The organism is Paraburkholderia sp. XV, assembly GCF_020177535.1.
GTDB classification, from domain to species: domain Bacteria; phylum Pseudomonadota; class Gammaproteobacteria; order Burkholderiales; family Burkholderiaceae; genus Paraburkholderia; species Paraburkholderia caribensis.
On record NZ_JAGUUD010000014.1, the window covers coordinates 45602 to 64259 of the forward strand.

Consider the following 18658-nt stretch of genomic DNA (forward strand, 5'->3'; position numbering starts at 1 on the left):
AAGATCACTTGATCTTTTACTTTCATCAACCTAATCTGACGCCACTTCTTATTCGTGCGCGATCGACGCGCGCCATCATCCGCCGTGGACCGATTCAAACAGATCGAGACCTTCGTGACCGTCGCGGCGCGTGGCAGCCTGTCGGCGGCGGCCCAGTCCGAAGGCGTCGCACCTGCCATCATTGGGCGTCGCATCGACGCGCTCGAGGAGCGGCTGGGCGTCAAGTTGCTGGTGCGCACCACGCGCCGTATCACGCTGACCTACGAAGGCTCGGCGTTTCTCGAAGACTGTCAGCGCATCATTCACGACATGCAGAATGCCGAGGCGAGCGTGTCGGCGGGCGGCGTGAAGGCGAGCGGCCATCTGCGCGTGTCGGCACCGGCAGGATTTGGGCGGCGGCATGTCGCGCCGCTCGTGCCCGCGTTCACCGTCGCGCATCCCGACGTGTCGATTTCTCTCGATCTGTCCGATCGCATGGTCGATCTCGTTAACGAAGGATTCGACTGCGCGATACGGCTCGGCGAATTGCCTGACTCGTCGCTTGTCTCGTTGAGACTCGGTGAGAACAAGCGCGTATGCGTGGCATCGCCGACTTACCTTGCGCACCGCGCGGCGCCGCAGACGCTCGCCGATCTCGCGCATCACAACTGTCTCGCGCTCGGCGCAAGCGCGAACCAGCAGCGCGGCTGGGTGTTCCAGCAGGGCGACAAGGTCGTCACGATCAAGGTGTCGGGCACGATGGAATGCTCGGACGGCGCGGTGCTTCACGAATGGTGTCTGGAAGGCTATGGGCTCGCGTGGCGCTCGTGGTGGGAAGTCGGCATGGACATCGCGGCGGGGCGCCTCGTCAGCGTGCTCGACGAATTCGCCGCGCCGCCCATCGGCATTCACGCGGTGTTCCCGCAACGGCGGCATCTGCCGCTGCGCGTGCGTCTTTTTCTCGATTTCCTCAAGCATACGTACGGCAATCCCGCGTATTGGGGCTGAGCGCGGCGCGCGCCGTGCTGCGAAGCCCAGATGGCGCGCGGGTTTCCGATATGCGGACATGCCCGCACGCGCCGCTTGCGCGACTTTTCGGCGCACTACAATCGTTTTGACGGCCCGCCGCGCGGCATCGCGACCGCTGCGGCGCAGGCGGTTGCACGCGCATACCGGTATTCGCGTTCCTGCTTGCCAGGCCGCGAGACGCGAATCGCATGCGCGCGCATTCCACACCTGCAGTCGACGACGGAGGGCACCATGTTCAAGCACATCCTCGTTCCGACGGATGGTTCGGACCTGTCGAAGAAGGCGATCGACGGGGCGATCGATCTCGCCCAGGCCGTCGGCGCGCGCGTGACTGCGTACGCGTGCCTGCCGCAATATCCGTACTCGCCGTTTTCCGAAGTCGTGATCGAGCCGCCCGTGGACTTCCAGGACCGCAGCGAGCGCGAAGCGCGCCAGCATCTGCAGGAAGTCGAGGAGGCCGCGCGCGGTGCGGGTGTCGAATGCACGAGCCAGACGAGCGTGCATCCGTCGCCGTATCTGGGCATCATCGAAGCGGCCGAGTCGGGCGGCTGTGACGTGATCTTCATGGCGTCGCATGGGCGGCGGGGGCTCGGGAGTCTGCTGATCGGCAGCGAGACGCAGCGCGTGCTCACACATACGAAAATTCCCGTGATTGTGTATCGGTGATCGGCGCTCTCGGCCGTCGTCTTTGTGGATGCCGGGTCTTCGCCCGGTGTGTCTGAAAAACGCGCGCCAGCGGATCGCCGGCGCGCGAATTCATGACGTCGGCAGCCTTGATCGGGCTGACCGACGAATGCGTCCTTTCGGTTCTCTCAGATTCGTCTCATTCATATCGGGCGTCATGGACAGACCACCCGAACTTCCTCCCTGGAAGTATTGGAAACCGGCCCTCTTCGGGGCCGTTTTTTACGATGCTGCGAGTGAGAAGCGCGTATCTTCTTGCCGCTGACACCCGTCGACGTCGAAGGACGGCAGACGTTTCAGGCGACCTTCTTGTTGTCGAAGAACTGTTCGTCTTCCGTCGAACCGTGCAGGGCCGTCGTCGACGCATCGCGCTCAACCGTCTGCGTGACGGCGTCGAAGTAGCCCGTACCGACTTCGCGCTGATGTTTCACGGCCGTGAAGCCCTTTTCGGCGGCGGCGAACTCGGCCTGCTGCAGTTCGACGAACGCGCTCATCTGCTGGCGCGCATAGCCGTGGGCGAGGTTGAACATCGAGTAGTTCAGCGCGTGGAAGCCCGCCAGCGTGATGAACTGGAACTTGTAGCCCATCGCGCCGAGTTCCTTCTGGAACTTGGCGATCGTCGCGTCGTCGAGGTTCTTCTTCCAGTTGAACGACGGCGAGCAGTTGTACGACAGCATCTTGCCGGGGAACTGCTTGTGGATCGCTTCGGCGAATTTCTTCGCGTATTCGAGATCCGGCTTGCCCGTCTCGCACCAGATCAGGTCGGCGTACGGCGCATAGGCGAGACCGCGCGACACGGCTTGCTCGAGGCCCGGCCTGGTGCGGAAGAAGCCTTCCACCGTGCGTTCGCCCGTGAGGAACGGCTTGTCGTTGTCATCGACGTCCGACGTGATCAGATCGGCGGCTTCCGCGTCGGTGCGGGCGATCAGCACGGTCGGCACGCCGCAGACGTCGGCGGCCAGACGCGCGGCCGTCAGCTTCGCGACATTTTCGCGGGTCGGCACGAGCACCTTGCCGCCCATGTGGCCGCACTTCTTGACGGACGCCAACTGGTCTTCGAAGTGCACACCGGCCGCGCCCGCTTCGATCATCGCCTTCATCAGTTCGAACGCGTTCAGCACGCCGCCGAAACCGGCTTCCGCGTCCGCGACGATCGGCGCGAAGTAATCGATATACCCTTCGTCGCCGGGATTCTTGCCTTCCGACCATTGAATCTGGTCAGCGCGTGTGAGCGTGTTGTTGATGCGCTTCACGACGAGCGGCACCGAGTTCGCCGGATACAGCGACTGGTCGGGATACATTTCGCCTGCCACGTTGGCGTCGCCAGCGACCTGCCAGCCCGACAGATAGATTGCCTTCAGGCCGGCCTTGACCTGCTGCATCGCCTGGTTGCCCGTCAGCGCGCCGAGCGCGTTCACGAACGGCTGCTCGTGCATGTCGTTCCACAGCTTTTCAGCACCGCGGCGGGCAATGGTGTGTTCGGCTTGCAGCGAGCCACGCAGGCGCACCACGTCGTCCGCCGTGAAGCCGCGCTTGATGCCTTTCCAGCGACTGTCCGTTTCCCATTGCTGTTGAAGCTGCTTTGCCTGTTCGTTGCGCGTCATGGTGTGCTCCTTTTGCCTTGTAAGAGGGTTCGCTGGACTCGTGACCTCCGCGAGGCGAGACCGCCGGCGGCGTTCCGTTTCGTGAAGTCTTATATAAGAGTCTAGGCAAAAGACATTGGGCGGGCCAGACACCATCGAAGCTTTTTCGGTGTTTTTTATTTGATGTTTTTCAACGGGTTACGTTAGTCATTTCACAATAAGAAATGAAATTTTCCATGTTGCAACAGCGCTTGTTGTGCCGTGCAACACGATTTTTTACGACGCAAAAAAATTTTTCGCATCGTGAAATAACGACGGGGACGAAAAAAAACCGACGCCGGAACGTCGGTTTTTCGGGATGCAGCAGATTTTCGCCAGTGCGTACCGGGCGCCGTGAGGGCGCCCGTGCGGACAATCAGTCGCCGCGGCGCGTGTTGCGCGGGCCGTCGTTGCGGCGAGCGCCGTAGCCGCCGTCGCGCGAGAAACCGCCTTCGCGATTGCCGCCGCGATAGCCGCCTTCGCGGTTACCGCCGCCGAAGCCGCCTTCACGCGAACCGCCTGCCGGCTTGTTGCCCCAGCTGCGGCCACCGCCGCTGCCGGCTTCGCGCGGCGCGCCGAAGCCGCCGCCATTACCGCCTTCACGGGCGCCATAGCCGCCGCCGTTGCCGTCACGCGAACCAGCGTAGCCCGGCTTGCCGCCGCCGCTGCCGAAGCGTCGGCCGCCATTTCCGCCGCCCGGACGGCCACGGCCGCCGCCGAAACCGCCGCGACCGTTGGCCGGCGGTGACTTACGCGGCTCGAAGCCTTCGACGACGTTGACGGGCAGCGGCGAACGCACGAAACGCTCGATGCGCTTCAGCGCGCCCTGTTCCGCGTGATGCACGAGGCTCACCGCGATGCCCGAGCGGCCCGCGCGGCCCGTACGGCCGATACGGTGCACGTAGTCTTCGGCGAACTTCGGCAGGTCGTAGTTGAACACGTGGGTGATGCCGGGGATGTCGATGCCGCGCGCAGCGACGTCGGTAGCCACCAGCACGCGCACGCGGCGCTCGCGCAGCGCGCGGATCGTGCGGTTACGCGCGCCTTGCGGCAGGTCGCCGTGCAGCGCAGCCGATTCGAAACCGGCATCGGCCAGACGGCCGGCCAGCGAGTCGGCGTCGCTCTTGGTCGCCGTGAAGACGATGGCCTGGTCGAGGCCGTCGGCGCGCAGCAGATGGTCGAGCAGACGATCCTTGTGATCGCGGTCGTCGACGTAATGCACGGTTTGCGCGATGTTCGTGCGCTGTTCCATGCGCTGGACGATCTCGATACGCTCCGGATCCTTCAGCAGACGGCCCGTCAGCGAACCGATCTTGCCGTCGAGCGTGGCCGAGAACAGCATGGTTTGACGCGTCGCGGGCGTCGCGGCGACGATCGTCTCGATGTCGTCGATGAAGCCCATGTCGAGCATACGGTCGGCTTCGTCGAGCACCAGCATCTGCAGTTGCGACAGGTCGATACGGCCGCGTTCCAGATGGTCGAGCAGACGGCCCGGCGTGGCAACCAGGATTTCGGGGTTCTTCGCCAGCAGCATCAGCTGCTGGCCGTAGGCGACGCCGCCCAGAATGCTGACGGTGCGCAGGCGCTTGAGGTGCTTGCCGTACGTGGACGCTGCCGTCGTCACCTGCATCGCGAGTTCGCGAGTCGGCGTGAGGACGAGCAGGCCCGGACGCGCGACGGGCATCGGACGGCGGCCACGGCCACCCGCGGCGCTGTCGCTGCGCGGCTCGCGCGGTTGGCTGGCCTGGGCTTTTTGCAGCTGTGCGAAACGCTCGATCGCGGGCAGCATGAACGCCGCCGTCTTGCCCGAACCCGTCGGGCTCGAGACCAGCAGATCGCGGCCCGCGATGCCGGCGGGGATGGCGCGCTGCTGGACGGGCGTCGGCGTCTTGTAGCCGGCTGCCGTCAGCGCAGAGACGATATCCGCCGACAGACCCAGCTCAGCGAACGTCGGGCCTTCAGCTTCAACGGCTTGCACGGCCGTTTCCGGCGTGTCGAGACCGAGGGCTTGTTCGGCGATGGCGTTCAGCGGGCTGGTGGTATTGCTCGAAGTCATGAGAATCCTTGAAACATGGGAAATAACACGTCGGCGCCAATCGGCATACCCAAGTCGTCGGATTCAGCGAGCAAAAAATCAGCGAGCAAATCGAAAAACGGGGGCAACTCGCAACAATGAAGGCGAGTTTCTCGTTAGAAGCTGTATCGAATGCGACATGCCGGAATTGGCGTGCCGCCAGCCTGGACTTGACGGCCCGTAGGGCCATGCAGGAGGGGACAGGTTCTAAACTGGATTGGAGCAAAACGCTACGAGACGCTTTTCCGCAGCGTCGCCGGAACAGGCCGGACATAAGCGGTGAAGCGCAGTCAGCATTGTACCGAATTTTGCTGCACCGCGCCACCATTAAGAACTTTCTGAACGAAGATGGCTGATTCGTGGGACGAATAGATGCTCAGCCGTGCCTTCAATGCCGGCCGTATCAGGCGGCCGTGCCGTTTTTCAGCGACTCGACCAGCTCGACATATTGCTGGCGCGCGGTTTCCTGCGACGTGCCCTGCAGCGCGGCCCACGCGTCGTATTTGTACTTGCCGACGATATCCGTAAAGCCGGGCTTGTCGCCGTGCACGTCGCCGTCGGTGGCCTGCTTGAAGAGCGCGTACAGGCGCAGCAGCGTGAGATTGCCCGGACGCTCCGGCAGTTGCTTCACGTCTTCCTGTGCCTTGGCGAAGAGACCGTCCACGTCGCTCATCAGATTCTCCATGCTTTATTCGAGATAGGGCGTCGATCATAACAAGCGACGCGCGGCGCGCGGTCACGCGGGGCTGGAGCGATCCTTCCAAACGCCGGGCGCGGATGGGCTTTTGTTCGCATCCGGCGACGCAGGGTGCCGCATTACAATAGCGGTCATGACGAAAACCGTGCTGCTTACCCTCGATACTTCGACCGAATTCTGCTCGGTCGCACTCCTGTCCGCCGAATCCGCCGACGCTGCGTCACCGGCCGGTCCGCGCGCGCCTGCGTCCGCGCCGCGTGTGTGGACGCGCCACGAGGCGACGGGCGCGGTCTCCAGCGCACGGCTTCTTCCCGCGATCCGCGAACTGTTCGACGAAGCGGGCCTCGCGCTCGCCGATTGCGACGCGATCGGGTTCGGTGCTGGTCCCGGCTCGTTCACGGGTCTGCGCACCGCGACGGGCGTCGCGCAGGGCCTCGCGTTCGGGCTGGACTGCCCGGTGGTGCCCGTCGGCACGTTGCTCGCGTGTGCCGAAAGCGCGCGGCTGCGCGATCCGTCGGTGACGCGCGTGCTTGCCGCGCTCGACGCCCGCATGGACGAGGTCTATTGGGCCGACTACGCGTGGGACGACGGCGCGGGCGAATGGCACACGGTTCATCCCGCGTCGCTTGGCGCGCCGGATGCGCTGACGTTGCCGGATCAGCCGTTCACGCTCGCGGGCAATGCCGCAGCTGCGTTCGGCGAGCGTCTGACGGCGGCGTCGGCGGCGCGCAGCGTCGATCGGGAAGCGGTGCCGCACGCCTTGCCGGTTGCGTTCGCCGCGCTGCGGGCGTTCCGCGCGGGCCGCACGCTACCCGCCGACCAGGCCGCGCCGGAATACATCCGCGACAAGGTCGCGCAGACCACGGAAGAGCGCATGGCCGCGAAAGCGGCGCAAGTGCGGGCCGCGGCAGCGCTGACGGGTCAGCCGGGCAACGAGTCCCAGCCGGGTAAAACGGATAAAACGGGCCGGTCGGCCCAAACCGCGCACGACGAGGGCACGCGATGAGTGGTGTGTTGCTGGCGGACCGCTACATGTCGCCAATGACGGAAGGCGATCTCGATGAGGTCGCCGCCGTCGAAAAGCTCGCGTATGAATTTCCATGGAGCCGGGGCAACTTCGAAGACTCGCTACGCAACGGTTACTTTGGCATGTGCCTGCGGCACGTGACGGGTACGCTGATCGGCTATTGCGTGCTGATGCCCGTCGTCGATGAAATGCATCTGCTGAACCTGTGTGTCGCGCCCGTGGCGCAGCATGCGGGCGCGGGGCTCGCACTGCTGCGCGAAGCCGTGCGCATCACGCGCGGCGAGAAGCTCGCGGGCATGCTGCTCGAAGTGCGGCCGTCGAACCATCGCGCGATCAAGCTGTACGAGCGCTTTGGCTTCACGTCGATTGGCCGTCGCAAGAACTATTATCCGGCGCGGCATCGCAGTCGGGAGGACGCCATCGTCATGCGTTTCAGTTTCGCAAAGGAGGGCGCAGATGGCGCTGCATGAATCTGCAATGGAAGAACTCGGCCTGGCGCCGATGTGGGTGCGTCGCGGGATCACGCAAGGCGCGGCAGACCAGCCTCCACCCGTAATCTCCGCCGATGCCGTGGTGAGCCAAGCGCCGCTTGCGCGCGCCGATCGGGACGCGGCTGGTAGCAACCAGGCGGTTCGCGCGGAAGCAACGGGTCCGATCGAAGCGCAATCGGGCACTGCAATGCCGGGTGACATCGTTGAGCCTGCAATCAAACCCGTTGCGCGAGCCGAAGCGCAAGGGGCGCCTGCACCCCAATCCCGCCGCGCGCCGCCACCCGCAGCCGACACGCCATCGCCGCCGGCCGACGACGACTTCGCCTGGTTCGACGACCTTCCCGCCGAACCGCCGTCGCCTGCGTCCGAGGTCGAAGCCAGAGCGGACAGCCCCGCGCAGCCCGCCATCGATACGCTCGACTGGCCCGCGCTCGAAGCTCGCGTGTCGGCATGCGAACGCTGCCGTCTGTGCGAGCGGCGCACGAACACGGTGTTCGGCGTCGGCGATCGCGAAGCCGACTGGATGCTGATCGGCGAAGCGCCAGGCGAGAACGAGGACAAGCAGGGCGAACCGTTCGTCGGTCAGGCGGGCAAGCTGCTCGACAACATGCTGCAATCGCTCGATCTCGCGCGCGGCACGAACGTCTACATCGCCAATGTGATCAAGTGCCGGCCGCCTGGCAACCGCAATCCGGAACCGGACGAGGTCGCGCGCTGCGAGCCGTATCTGCAACGCCAGGTCGCGCTCGTGAAGCCGAAGCTGATCGTGGCGCTTGGGCGTTTCGCCGCGCAGAGTCTGCTGAAGACGGAGGCGAGCATCTCGTCGCTGCGCGGACGCGTTCACGAATACGAAGGCGTGCCCGTCATCGTTACTTATCATCCCGCGTATCTGCTGCGCAGCCTCGGCGACAAGGCGAAGTCCTGGCAGGACTTGTGCCTCGCTCGCGACACCTGGCGCAACGCAGCCGCGCAAGGAGAAGCGGCGAAATGAGCGAGGACGCCGGGCCGGCCGCCTCACTCGATGCGCCGTCAACGGTCCGGCTCGATGCGCTGGCCGATGCCGCCGTACGCGACATCGCGTGGTTGCTGTTCAGTCCCGGTCTGTTGCGCGCCCAACGGCCACCCGGCGTGCTCGCGACGCCGTTCGAATCGCCCGATGAAGTCGCTGCGTCGCTGGACTGGCTCGAAGCGCAGGATGCCGACCCCGCCGCGTTGCATCGGCATATCGCGGCGGCGCGCGTGACGCGCCTCGGGCGCTACGCCGAGTGCCTGCTCGGATGGTTTCTGCAGCAGGGCCCGGCGGCCCACCTGATTGCGGCGAACGTCGCGCTGCGCCGCGCGGGCGTGACGCTAGGCGAATGCGATTTTCTCGTCGAGACGCAGGCGGGCAGGCGGCTGCATTGGGAACTGGCTGTCAAATGCTATCTGCACGCGGGCGATGGCCGCGGCGAGCTGGCCGATTACGTGGGCCCGAATCTGCAGGACCGCTTCGATCTGAAGCTCACGCATCTGCTCGATCATCAACTGCCGCTCAGTGCGCGCGAAGAGTTTGCGTCGCTCGGACATCGGGGGCCGTGGGCGCCGCAGATGTTCGTCAAGGGCTGGCTGTTCTATCGGAATGGACGCGCGGAGCGCGATCCCGTCGAAATCGATCCGGCGCACGCGCGCGGCTGGTGGACGACGCGCGCCGACTGGGCGTCGTTTGCCGGCACGCAGGCCGATGCGTGGATGCTGCTGCCCAGGCTCGAATGGCTCGCACCGCGCGTGCGTGATGGGCGTCACGCGCCGGGTTTCATGTCAGCGGCTGCGCTCGCGCAGCAACTCGCGCAACAGACCGGCCCCACGATGGTCGCGGCGTTCGTCGAGCGTGCCGATGGACAGTGGACCGAGCGCTCGCGCGGCTTCATCGTGCCCGACGACTGGCCCGAGCGCGCGCAGGCATTTGCGCGCGAGCCGACGCGCCGCTGACCAGGCGCTCAGCGCCAGGGCGTCACCACCAGCGATAGAAATGATGCACCGGCCCGACGCCATGACCGACGTCGAGCCGGCCGCTCTGCTCGAGCGCGCCCGTCAACCAGACTTTCGCGTCGGCGACGGCGCTCGCGAGGTCGTCGCGCTGCGGAATCAGCGCCGCGATCGCCGACGACAGCGAGCAGCCCGTGCCGTGCGTATTCTTGACGGGCACGCGCGGTCCGGCGAGGCGCATCGTGCCGCTGTCCTGGATCAGCCAGTCGGGGCTGTCGGCAGCGGCGAGATGGCCGCCTTTCATCAGCACGGCGCGCGCGCCCAGCTTGCGTAGCGCTTCGCCCTGATCGACCATCGCGGCTTCGTCGGCCGCGCTCGATGTGCCGAGCAGCGCGGCCGCTTCCGGCAGGTTCGGCGTCAGCAGATCGGCGAGCGGCAGCAGTTCGCTGCGCACGGCGTCGACGGCTTCGGGCGCGAGCAGCGCGTGATTGCTCTTCGAGATCATCACGGTATCGAGCACCACGTGCTTCGGCTGGTGACGGCGCAGCGCATCGGCGACGGCGCGCACGATCGACGCGTTCGCCAGCATGCCGATCTTCACCGCGTCGATGCGGATGTCGTCGAATACGGCGTCCAGTTGCGCGGTGACGAAGCCGGGATCGGGCGTGTGGATGGCCGTCACGCCGCGCGTATTCTGCGCCGTCAACGCGGTGATCACGCTCGCGCCGTACGCGCCGAGCGCCGAGAAAGCCTTGAGATCGGCCTGAATGCCGGCGCCGCCGCCGGAGTCGGAACCGGCGATCGTCAGGACGTTGGGAATCGGTCGGGTCATGGAAGAACCTGAAAAGCGGAGCGCGCGTGACGCATTGAAAGAAGACGGATGCGCGGCGGCAGCCAAGGTGCGGCAGCGGCGGGTGTCAGCGCGGCGTCAGTGCCGCGCTTCGCCGATCAGCGACACGGAATCGAACGCGCGCTGGTTCGCCTGATGGCGACGCATCACGAGCCACATCATCACGCACACGAAGGTGCCGAACAGCACGATCACGATGGCGACGGGCACGTCGAGCCACACCAGCACGGCGTACAGGCACAGCATGACGAGCACGGAGAGATTCTCGTTGAAGTTCTGCACGGCGATCGAGTGACCCGCCGACAGCAGCACGTGCCCGCGATGCTGGAGCAGCGCATTCATCGGCACGACGAAGAACCCCGACAGCGCACCGACGATCATCAGGAAGATATAGGCAAAAATCAGATAACCGGGGACGTGCATCCTGCCGAAGTAAAAGCCCCAGTGAGTCGGAAACAGATGTTTCGTATAGAAGGCCATCAGCATCACCGCGATGCCCATGATGATGCCGACGGGCAGCACCGACAGCGACTTCTTCAGCGGCACGCGCGCGGCGGCGACCATCGCGCCCGCCGCGACGCCCACGGCGACGACGGCCTGCAGGATCGCGCCTTCCGACAGCGACATGCCGAGCGACACTTCTGCCCACTTCAGCACGATGAATTGCAGCGTCGCGCCGGCGCCCCAGAACAGCGTCGTGACGGCGAGCGAGATCTGGCCCAGCTTGTCGCGCCACAGCACGACGAAGCAGTCGGCGAAGTCGGTGATGAGCTTGATCGGGCCGTGTGCCTGGCGCGGATAGCGGGCGCCCGTGTCGGGAATGCGCAGATTGAAGAGCGCGGCGATAGCGTAGATCACGATGATGATGAGCATCGCGGCTTCCGCCGGCGTATGGATCGCGGCGGGCGTGTGCTTGATGATATGCGAGGCGATATGCGGGCTGATCAGCGCGCCGCCGAGCACGGTGCCGAGAATGATCGAGCCGACGGTCGTGCCTTCTATCCAGCCGTTGGCGGCGACGAGTCGGTCAGGCGGCAGCAGTTCGGTGAGAATGCCGTACTTGGCGGGCGAGTAGGCGGCGGCGCCAAAGCCGACGATGCCGTACGCCAGCAGCGGATGCGCGCCGATCAGCATCGCGAGGCAACCGACCACCTTGATCGTATTGGTCACGAACATCACACGGCCCTTCGGACGGGAATCCGCGAAGGCGCCGACAAAAGCCGCGAGCACGACGTACGACAGCACAAAAAACAGCTTGAGCAGCGGCGTCATCCAGTTCGGGGCGTGAAGATCTTTCAGCAGTGCAATAGCAGCGATCAGAAGCGCATTGTCGGCCAGCGACGAAAAAAACTGCGCGGCCATAATGGTGTAAAAACCTTTTTTCATCTGATGCGATGCTTTCCTCGCTGCGGTCTGTCCGCCCCGGCCGTGAGGTGTGCGTCCGGGCTTATTCCGTTCGAAATGGGTTGTGCGCACGGCTTTATATCACGAAAATAGCCGAATCCCGACTAGCAGAATCCTTGATCGCATTGTCGCGGTTGCCGCGGGAGCGTTACAAACGCCCTGTAAGCTGCTGATTCGACAATGTCTTTACGAAAATATCCCATGCCGCGCCCAGTCTCAGCCACGATTCATACCGCCGCTCTCGCCAATAACCTCGCCGTTGCCCGCCGTTACGCGCCGAAGTCCAAGATCTGGGCCGTCGTCAAGGCCAACGCCTACGGTCACGGGCTCGCTCGGGCGTTCCCAGGCCTGCGCGCAACCGACGGCTTTGGTTTGCTCGACCTCGAAGAAGCCGTGAAGTTGCGTGAATTGGGCTGGGCCGGCCCAATTTTGTTGCTCGAGGGCTTTTTCCGGCCGACGGATATCGACGTGATCGACCGCTACAGCCTCACCACGGCGCTGCATTCGGACGAGCAATTGCGCATGCTGGAAATGGCGCGGCTGTCCAAACCCGTCAATATCCAGCTGAAAATGAACAGCGGCATGAACCGGCTCGGCTATCTGCCCGAGAAGTTCCGCGCCGCGTGGGAGCGTGCGCGGGCCTGCCAGGGCGTGGGTCAGATCACGTTGATGACCCATTTCTCGGACGCCGACAGCGAGCGCGGCATCTCCCATCAGATGGAAGCGTTCGAGCGCGGTGCGCAGGGCATCGCGGGCGCGCGCAGCCTGTCCAATTCGGCCGCTACGCTCTGGTATCCGGAGGCGCATTTCGACTGGGTGCGCCCGGGCGTGATGCTGTACGGCGCGTCGCCGTCGGGCCTGAGCGCGGACATCAAGGACACGGGCCTGCAGCCGGCCATGACGTTGAGCTCGGAACTGATCGCTGTGCAGACCCTCGCGGAAGGCAGCACGATCGGCTACGGATCGATTTTCACCGCGCGCGCAGGCATGCGCATCGGCGTCGTTGCGTGCGGCTACGCGGACGGCTATCCGCGTGTCGCGCCGGAAGGCACGCCCGTGATCGTCGACGGCATCCGTACGCGGATCGTCGGGCGCGTGTCGATGGACATGATTACCGTCGACCTCACGCCCTGTCCGCAGGCGACCGTCGGCTCGCGCGTCGAGCTGTGGGGCGCGCAGTTGCCCATCGACGATGTCGCGCAGGCATGCGGCACGATCGGCTACGAGCTGATGTGCGCCGTCGCGCCGCGCGTGCCCGTGCGCGCCGAATGATCCCTATCCAGAACAACGAAGCATCACGACGCGTGACGAAACAAGTTGGCTAAACAGAAAACGTTGTACATCTGCACGGAATGCGGCGGGCAATCGCCGAAGTGGCAGGGCCAGTGCCCTGCATGTCATGCGTGGAACACGCTCGTCGAATCGGTCGCGGAGTCGCCTTCCGCGCACCGCTTCCAGGCGCTTGCCAAGAGCCAGCCGGTGCAGCGGCTGGCTGAAATCCATGCGTCGGACGTGCCGCGCTTTTCGACGGGCGTCGGCGAGTTCGATCGCGTGCTCGGCGGCGGACTGGTGGCGGGCGGCGTCGTGCTGATCGGCGGCGATCCGGGGATCGGCAAATCGACGCTGCTGTTGCAGTCGCTCGCGGAAATCGCCAGCGAGCGGCGGGCGCTCTATGTGAGCGGCGAGGAATCGGCGGCGCAGATTGCGTTGCGCGCGCAACGGTTGTCGCTGCTCGAACCGGGTTCGCACGCCAGCGAGCTGAAGCTGCTGGCCGAAATCCAACTGGAGAAAATCCAGGCGACCATCGCCGACGAAAAGCCGGACGTCGCCGTGATCGACTCGATCCAGACCATCTATTCGGAAGCGCTGACGTCGGCGCCGGGCTCGGTCGCGCAGGTGCGCGAGTGCGCCGCGCAACTGACGCGCGTCGCCAAGCAGTCCGGCACGGCCATCATCATGGTCGGCCACGTGACGAAAGAGGGCGCGCTGGCTGGTCCGCGCGTGCTCGAGCATATTGTCGATACCGTGCTGTATTTCGAAGGCGACACGCATTCGTCGTTCCGGCTGGTGCGCGCGTTCAAGAACCGCTTCGGCGCCGTCAATGAGCTGGGCGTGTTCGCGATGACGGAACGCGGCCTGCGCGGCGTCGCGAATCCGTCGGCGCTGTTCCTGTCGCAGCACGAGCAGATCGTGCCTGGCTCGTGCGTGCTGGTCACGCAGGAAGGCACGCGGCCGCTGCTGGTCGAAGTGCAGGCGCTCGTCGATGCGGCGAACGTGCCGAATCCGCGCCGGCTTGCCGTCGGCCTCGAACAGAACCGTCTCGCGATGCTGCTCGCCGTGCTGCACAAGCACGCGGGCATCGCCTGTTTCGATCAGGATGTGTTCCTGAACGCGGTGGGCGGCGTGAAGATCACCGAGCCGGCCGCCGACCTCGCCGTGCTGCTCGCGATTCATTCGTCGATGCGCAACAAGCCGCTGCCGAAGGGGCTGATCGTGTTCGGAGAAGTCGGATTGGCGGGCGAAATCCGGCCATCGCCGCGCGGTCAGGAACGTCTGAAGGAAGCCGCGAAACTCGGTTTTTCGATTGCGCTGATTCCGAAGGCGAATGCTCCGAAGCAAGCCATCGACGGATTGCAGGTGATCGCCGTCGAGCGTATTGAGCAGGCAATCGACCGTATCCGAACGCTCGAATAGCCGGCCCAGACGTTGGCGGATTGCGTCGGCTTTCTGTCGTAATCCGCTGTAAATTTCTCAACTGCGGCTGTAACCCAGGCGACTTTCGTTTTCCCTATCCTCGTGAAGTGGAATGTCACGAGCGGAAAAAGGAAGCGTCTTGAAACAGTCTCATGAATCCTCGGGCGAGTTTCTCTCGAACCTGCGCGGCTGTCGCGTATCCGCGCCCATTCAAGGGCTTTGGGGCGGCGGCTGCCGGATCGTCGAATGGATCGACACGACGGGGCAGATTTCGCGACGCGTGGTCGCGGAAGATGTGACGCCCGACGAGGTGCGGGCCACGATCCGGCACCACGTTGAAGGCCGCAAGCACCGGTTGATCGACGACGAGCGGGAGCCACGGCAGACCTTGCCGCGGCGCTAAGGTTTCCCCGCGCGGCTTTCGCTGAGTCCGTCGGGCGCCTCGTCGGACTCTGCGTCGCTCGCCTGCCGCTGCATCAGCGCCTCGCGCGCGGCCGCATTGAAGAGCGGATGGTGGGCGGCTTCCGCCGGCGTCAGCACGGGCGATACGCAGCAATCCAGCGGCACCAGCAGCGCGGCCCATTCGTCGAGCGTCCGCGCGGCAATCACGTCGGCCAGGTCCTTGATCAACTGCACCGCGTCCGGTCCGGCGATCGCCTGGCCGAGGCTCCAGTGGCGCGTCGCCCAGTCGGGGCGGTCGAGCGCCATGCACAGCGTTTCCCAGAATTTAAGTTCGAGCGCGCCGACGGCGAGCCAACGCCCGTCGAGCGTGCGATACAGGTTGTAGCAGGGCACGCCGCCGTTCAACAGGCTGCTGCCCGCGACGGGCGCCGTGCCGTCATTGGCGAGCGCGACTTGCGCGACGACGTTGTTCGCGTACGTGCAATGCGCCATCGACACATCGACGAACCGTCCATCGCCGCCGCGCGCCACGGCCCATAGCGCGGCAAGAATCTGGTTGACTGCCGACAGCGCGCCGCCGAGCAGATCGGCGATCTGGAAGTTGGGGACGATCGGCGCGCCGTCGCGCGAAGCCAACTGGTCGAGCACGCCCGCATAGCCGATGTAGTTCAGATCGTGCCCGGCCAGTTGCGCGAAAGGCCCGTCTGCGCCGTAGCCCGAAATCGCGCAATAGACGAGCTTAGGGTTGATCACGCGCAACACGTCATAGCCCAGGCCCAGCCGCTCCATCACGCCAGGCCGGAAGCTCTCGATCAGCACGTCCGCTTCGCGCGCGAGCGCCATCAGCACGGTGCGCCCGCCTTCAGACTTCAGATCGAGCCGCGTCTCGCGCTTGCCGCGATTCACCAGCCGGTAGAACGCACCGGGCCGTCCCGCCACGCGGTCGGCGCTGCTTTGCATCATCGTGCGCGTGGCGTCGCCGGCGCCGGGCGCTTCGATCTTCAACACGTCGGCGCCCATTTCCGCGAGCCGGAGCGTCGCGACGGGACCGGGCAACAGGCGTGTCAGATCGAGCACGCGCAAGCCCTTCAATGCGGCAGTAGACGACAATGCCCAGCCCTCCATCGATTGCTGGCGCGGCCTCGATTCCCTGTCTGTGCCTTCGCGGCGGCGAAGGGGCCGTTAGCCGATTTGTTCGAGTTCCTCGTGCGCTTCGAGCCAGTCGGCTTCGAGCGTTTCGAGGCGTGCGCTGACATCTGCCTGACGGCGTATGGCCTCCGTCAGCCTGGTTTTTTGCTCGGCGGCGTAGCTGGCGGGATCGGCGACGAAGGTATCGAGCGTCGCTTTTTCCGCGTTCAGCGCATCCATTTCCTTTTCGATCTTCGCGATGCGGGTCTGCAACGGCTTCTTCAGATGCGCGAGCTTCTGGCGCGTTTCCGCTTCGAGACGGCGCTGTTCCTTGCGATTCACCGACGCATCCGCGCCGTTCACATCGCCGTTCGATGCTTCCGCCTTGAGCGCCGCGCGTTGCTCTGCGGCGTGTTGCAGCAGCCAGTCGCGATAGTCGTCGAGATCGCCGTCGAACGGCTGCAGCTTGTGCTTCGCGACGAGCATAAACTGGTCCGTGGTGGCGCGCAGCAGATGCCGGTCGTGCGACACGAGAATCAGCGTGCCTTCGAACTGCGCGAGCGCCATGGTGAGTGCATGGCGCGTTTCGAGGTCGAGGTGGTTGGTCGGTTCGTCGAGCAGCAACAGGTTCGGTTTCTGCCAGATGATCAGCGCCAGCGCCAGACGCGCTTTTTCGCCGCCGGAGAAGGGCGCGATGGCGGCCGTCGCCATGTCGCCGGAGAAGTTGAAGCTGCCGAGGAAGTCGCGCAGTTCCTGTTCGCGCGTGTCGGGCGCGAGCCGCGCCAGATGCTGCAAGGGGGAATCGTCGGGCCGCAGTGTTTCCAGCTGATGCTGCGCGAAGTAGCCGATCTGCAGACCCTTGCCCTCGCGCACATGGCCGCCGAGCGGCGCCAGCGTGCCCGCGAGCGTCTTGATGAGTGTCGACTTGCCCTGGCCGTTCGCGCCGAGCAGGCCGATGCGCTGCCCGTTCTGGATGGACAGCGCGACACGCTCGACAATGGGAATCTCGCCGCCGTCCTCCGCGTGATAACCGCAGCGCACCTCTTCCATCACCATCATCGGATTAGGCGCGGAGACGGGCGTGCGGAACTCGAACGTGAACGGCGACGCGATATGCGCGGGCGCGATCAGCTCCATCTTTTCGAGTGCTTTCATCCGGCTTTGCGCCTGGCGCGCCTTGGTCGCCTTTGCCTTGAAGCGGTCGACGAAGCTCTGCAGATGCTCGATGGTCTTGCGCTGCTTTTCGTAAGCGTTCTGCTGCAGCGCGAGTTGCTGCGCGCGCAGCACTTCGAACTGCGAGTAGTTGCCGCCGTACCGCTTGATCTGCTGGTTCTCCAGATGCAGCGTAACATTGCAGACCGAGTCGAGAAATTCGCGGTCGTGTGAGATCACGATCAGCGTGCCCGGATAGCGGTGCAGCCAGTCTTCGAGCCAGACGATCGCATCGAGGTCCAGGTGGTTGGTCGGCTCGTCGAGCAGCAGCAGGTCCGAACGGCACATCAGCGCCTGCGCGAGGTTCAGGCGCATGCGCCAGCCGCCCGAGAAACTGCCTACGCTCGCGCGTGTCTGTTCGAGCGTGAAGCCGAGGCCGAGCAGCAATGCCTCGGCACGCGCGGGCGCCGTATAGCCGTCTGCATCGGCGAACGCGGCGTGCGCTTCGGCTTCGGCTGCGCCGTCATGGGCGGCGGAGGCCGTGGCGATGCGCGATTCGATCGCGCGCAAGGCCGCGTCGCCGTCGAGCGTGTAGTCGAGCGCGGTCTTGTCGGCGGCGGGTGTTTCCTGCGCGACGTGCGCGATCTGCCACGACGGCGGGATCGAGACATCGCCGCCGTCCGCGTGCAGTTCGCCGAGCAGGACGGAGAACAAAGTGGATTTGCCCGCGCCGTTTGCACCCACGAGACCGGCCTTCTCGCCGGGGTTGAGCGCGAACGTGGTTTGTTCGAAGAGCGGCTTGGTGCCGCGCGCGAGACTGAACTGGTTAAAGCGGATCACAGCAGGGCCGGCTCGAAGAAAAACGCTATTTTAGACTGCGCGGCGCGCGCTCAGGCATTGGCCGATCGGCCAGGTGGCGCGCGGCGTCGAAACACCTACACTAACGACATTCCTGGAGGGCGGCACATGGCAGCGGACAAGTCTTCGGTTTATTCCTTTTCGGCTCGCACACTGGGTGGCGAGCCGGTCAATCTCGATCGCTATGACGGCAAGGTGATGCTGATCGTCAACACGGCGAGCGAATGCGGTTTCACGCCGCAGTACGCGGGTTTGCAGAAGCTGCACGAGCAGTATGCGGCGCGCGGGCTGCAGGTGCTGGGGTTTCCGTGTAACCAGTTCGGCAAGCAGGAACCCGGCGACGCCGCGCAGATCGGCGCGTTCTGTGAAAAGAACTACGGCGTCACGTTCCAGATGTTCGACAAGATCGACGTCAACGGACCGGACGCGCACCCGTTGTTCAAATTTCTGAAAGACGAGGCGCCCGGCGTGCTCGGCATCGAAGCGATCAAATGGAACTTCACGAAGTTCCTCGTCGACCGCAGCGGCAAGGTCGTCAAGCGCTACGCGCCCACCACGAAGCCCGAAACGATCACCGACGACATCGAAGCGCTGCTGTAAGC

At 65.0% G+C, this 18658-nt stretch carries 17 protein-coding genes; 10 read left to right on the top strand and 7 right to left on the bottom strand.

Annotated elements, in window-relative coordinates; translation table 11 throughout:
- Window positions 1-84: 84 nt before the first annotated feature.
- Window positions 85-987, top strand: coding sequence for a LysR family transcriptional regulator (locus KFO72_RS10420; protein ID WP_060601318.1), 903 nt, complete (start codon window positions 85-87; stop codon window positions 985-987).
- Between the two features lie 252 nt (window positions 988-1239).
- Window positions 1240-1674 (top strand): universal stress protein, encoded by a 435-nt coding sequence (locus tag KFO72_RS10425; RefSeq protein ID WP_007580518.1) that lies wholly within the window; start codon window positions 1240-1242, stop codon window positions 1672-1674.
- Window positions 1675-1988: 314 nt separating this feature from the next.
- Here the strand turns inward: KFO72_RS10425 and aceA are convergent, their stop codons facing one another.
- The 3 genes from aceA to KFO72_RS10440 form a co-directional block, all read right to left on the bottom strand.
- Window positions 1989-3296, bottom strand: coding sequence for an isocitrate lyase (aceA, locus tag KFO72_RS10430; protein WP_054934446.1), 1308 nt, complete (start codon window positions 3294-3296; stop codon window positions 1989-1991).
- Window positions 3297-3690: 394 nt separating this feature from the next.
- The gene (locus KFO72_RS10435) at window positions 3691-5370 is read right to left on the bottom strand and encodes a DEAD/DEAH box helicase (protein WP_060601313.1); all 1680 of its coding nucleotides are present in this window, start codon (window positions 5368-5370) and stop codon (window positions 3691-3693) included.
- 421 nt (window positions 5371-5791) lie between these two features.
- Window positions 5792-6061 carry an acyl-CoA-binding protein gene (locus KFO72_RS10440; RefSeq protein ID WP_054934464.1) on the bottom strand — a complete coding sequence of 90 codons (270 nt, stop codon included), beginning with the start codon at window positions 6059-6061 and terminating at the stop codon, window positions 5792-5794.
- 157 nt (window positions 6062-6218) lie between these two features.
- Between KFO72_RS10440 and tsaB the strand changes: the two genes are divergently transcribed.
- Genes tsaB through KFO72_RS10460 form a run of 4 tightly spaced genes read left to right on the top strand, consistent with a single transcriptional unit; the run spans window position 6219 to window position 9571 of the window.
- Complete coding sequence (tsaB, locus tag KFO72_RS10445) at window positions 6219-7091, top strand: tRNA (adenosine(37)-N6)-threonylcarbamoyltransferase complex dimerization subunit type 1 TsaB (RefSeq protein WP_225031993.1); 873 nt, start codon at window positions 6219-6221, stop codon at window positions 7089-7091.
- Window positions 7088-7582, top strand: coding sequence for a ribosomal protein S18-alanine N-acetyltransferase (rimI, locus tag KFO72_RS10450; RefSeq protein ID WP_054934449.1), 495 nt, complete (start codon window positions 7088-7090; stop codon window positions 7580-7582). Before tsaB ends, rimI begins: the two co-directional genes overlap by 4 nt.
- Window positions 7569-8594: a uracil-DNA glycosylase gene (locus KFO72_RS10455; RefSeq protein ID WP_225031994.1), complete on the top strand. Its 1026-nt coding sequence runs from the start codon at window positions 7569-7571 to the stop codon at window positions 8592-8594. Before rimI ends, KFO72_RS10455 begins: the two co-directional genes overlap by 14 nt.
- Window positions 8591-9571, top strand: a complete 981-nt coding sequence (locus tag KFO72_RS10460; RefSeq protein WP_225031995.1) for a DUF1853 family protein — start codon at window positions 8591-8593, stop codon at window positions 9569-9571. Before KFO72_RS10455 ends, KFO72_RS10460 begins: the two co-directional genes overlap by 4 nt.
- Before the next feature lie 22 nt (window positions 9572-9593).
- Here KFO72_RS10460 and thiD read toward each other — a convergent pair whose 3' ends face one another.
- Window positions 9594-10400 (bottom strand): bifunctional hydroxymethylpyrimidine kinase/phosphomethylpyrimidine kinase, encoded by an 807-nt coding sequence (gene thiD / locus KFO72_RS10465; RefSeq protein WP_054934452.1) that lies wholly within the window; start codon window positions 10398-10400, stop codon window positions 9594-9596.
- Window positions 10401-10496: 96 nt separating this feature from the next.
- On the bottom strand, window positions 10497-11804 hold the full coding sequence (gene lplT / locus KFO72_RS10470; protein WP_054934453.1) for a lysophospholipid transporter LplT: 1308 nt from the start codon (window positions 11802-11804) through the stop codon (window positions 10497-10499).
- Window positions 11805-12023: 219 nt separating this feature from the next.
- On the opposite strand from lplT, the gene alr reads away from it, so the two are divergent.
- The 3 genes from alr (at window position 12024) to KFO72_RS10485 (ending at window position 14919) form a co-directional block, all read left to right on the top strand.
- Window positions 12024-13094 (top strand): alanine racemase, encoded by a 1071-nt coding sequence (gene alr, locus KFO72_RS10475; protein WP_054934454.1) that lies wholly within the window; start codon window positions 12024-12026, stop codon window positions 13092-13094.
- Window positions 13095-13139: 45 nt separating this feature from the next.
- Complete coding sequence (gene radA / locus KFO72_RS10480) at window positions 13140-14516, top strand: DNA repair protein RadA (RefSeq protein ID WP_035990795.1); 1377 nt, start codon at window positions 13140-13142, stop codon at window positions 14514-14516.
- A gap of 139 nt (window positions 14517-14655) precedes the next feature.
- Complete coding sequence (locus tag KFO72_RS10485) at window positions 14656-14919, top strand: DUF2866 domain-containing protein (RefSeq protein WP_035991350.1); 264 nt, start codon at window positions 14656-14658, stop codon at window positions 14917-14919.
- Here KFO72_RS10485 and KFO72_RS10490 read toward each other — a convergent pair.
- A complete protein-coding gene (locus KFO72_RS10490; protein WP_098021538.1) occupies window positions 14916-16043 on the bottom strand; it encodes a CaiB/BaiF CoA transferase family protein in 1128 nt (375 codons plus the stop codon). The genes KFO72_RS10485 and KFO72_RS10490 overlap by 4 nt on opposite strands.
- Before the next feature lie 57 nt (window positions 16044-16100).
- Window positions 16101-18038, bottom strand: a complete 1938-nt coding sequence (locus KFO72_RS10495) for an ATP-binding cassette domain-containing protein (RefSeq protein ID WP_224100956.1) — start codon at window positions 18036-18038, stop codon at window positions 16101-16103.
- A 126-nt stretch (window positions 18039-18164) separates the two neighbouring features.
- Between KFO72_RS10495 and KFO72_RS10500 the strand changes: the two genes are divergently transcribed.
- Window positions 18165-18656 carry a glutathione peroxidase gene (locus tag KFO72_RS10500; RefSeq protein ID WP_054934456.1) on the top strand — a complete coding sequence of 164 codons (492 nt, stop codon included), beginning with the start codon at window positions 18165-18167 and terminating at the stop codon, window positions 18654-18656.
- The last annotated feature ends 2 nt before the right edge of the window (window positions 18657-18658 follow it).